General features: G+C 60.9%; 1 protein-coding gene. It reads left to right on the top strand.

The window, feature by feature from the left end; all coding sequences use genetic code 11:
* Window positions 1-133: 133 nt before the first annotated feature.
* A partial coding sequence (locus tag CXY72_RS00095) for a peptide chain release factor 3 (RefSeq protein ID WP_104125721.1) occupies window positions 134-1753 on the top strand: 1620 nt, incomplete at its 3' end.

Below are 1753 nucleotides of genomic sequence, written 5' to 3'. Positions count from 1 at the left end.
CTGATCAGCGATATCGAAGCGCGTGAATGCTCACTGCGCGAACAGGTTCGCGTAGCCAGCGGGTTCATCGACCTGCTGCGGAGTCTGTGACTCAACCATGCCCACCTCGTGATCACGCTCAGACAGGAACACCGTGACACATCCAACCACACCCACCGTCTCTAACGTCGACATTTTTACCCAAGCCTACAAACGGCGCACCTTTGCCGTTATTTCTCACCCTGATGCCGGCAAGTCCACGCTCACCGAAGCACTCCTGCTGCACGCGCACGCTATTGATCGGGCGGGTGCGGTACACGGTAAAGCTGGCCGGCGGGGCACCGTGTCTGACTGGATGGCCATGGAGCAGGCCCGTGGCATTTCCGTGACGTCCGCCGCTATCCAGTTTGAGTATCGCGACACCGTGATCAATCTCGTTGACACCCCCGGTCACGCCGATTTCTCCGAAGACACCTTCCGGGTCCTCTCCGCTGTTGATGCCGCTGTGATGCTCGTCGATGCCAGCAGGGGCCTCGAGCCGCAAACCATGAAACTGTTTGAGGTGTGCCGACAACACGGCCTGCCCGTGATCACGGTCATCAATAAATGGGATCGACCTGGAAAGTCCGCGTTGGATCTCATGGACGAGATCCACGACCGCACCGGGCTCGTGCCCACACCGCTCACCTGGCCTGTCGGGCTCGCCGGCGAATTTCACGGAGTTCTGGATCGACAATCCCCCGGATTTGTGCGTTTCACCCGAACTCCAGGAGGCGCGACCGCCGTCATTGAAGCGCGTACCACGGCGACGGCCGCTGCTGCGGAACTCGGCCAGGATTGGACTAATGCTGCCGAAGAATCAGCACTGCTCCATGCCGAAGGGCAAGACCACGACGAGGCACTTTTTCTTCGCGCGACGACCACGCCGGTGCTTTTTTGCGCTGCCGTCCTCAATTTTGGTGTTCACCAGCTGCTGGACGCTCTCGTGGAATTCGCTCCGCCCGCTCTGGCCCGGGCAGATATCACCGGTCGACAACGGCCCGTCAATGGTGACTTCTCCGGATTTGTCTTCAAGGTTCAGTCCGGCATGAACGCCTCGCACCGTGACCACGTCGCATTCGTGCGGGTGTGTTCGGGCATGTTCCACCGCGGGATGGTTGTGACGCAGGCATCGACCGGCCGTCCGTTTGCCACGAAGTATGCGCAACAGATGTTCGGACGAGAACGCACCATGGCGGAGCAGGCCTGGCCCGGCGACATCGTCGGGTTGATCAACGCAGCCTCTCTTCGGGTGGGCGATTCACTCTATGATTCCGAACCCGTCGAATACCCGCCGCTGCCGGTGTTCGCCCCCGAGTATTTTCGTGCCGTACGCCCCGCCGACACCAGCAAGCACAAGCAATTCCGTCGCGGAATCGATCAGCTCGACCATGAGGGGGTCATTCAAGTCATGCGGTCTGACCTGCGGGGCGACCAGGCACCGGTACTCGGGGCGGTGGGTCCGATGCAGTTCGACGTCGTTGAGGAACGCATGACGCACGATTTTGGTGCTGATATCCGCATGGAAACGTTGCCATACCAAGTCGCGCGCCGCACCGATCGAGCAAGCGCGGGCAGACTGGGGTCGCTACGCCAGGTGGAAGTGCTCACTCGATCCGACAACACACTCTTGGCCTTGTTCAGCACCCTCTGGCGGTTTCAGGCTGTCGCTCGGGAGTTCCCGGATATCGTGCTGGCGAACCTCAGCCCGTCCGTCGAAACGGAGTCTGTCGAG

It is taken from the genome of Cryobacterium sp. Y57 (assembly GCF_002929505.1).
Classification (GTDB): Bacteria; Actinomycetota; Actinomycetes; order Actinomycetales; family Microbacteriaceae; genus Cryobacterium.
Note: the sequence above shows the minus strand (reverse complement) of the source record. Positions and strands in the feature narration are given on the sequence as shown.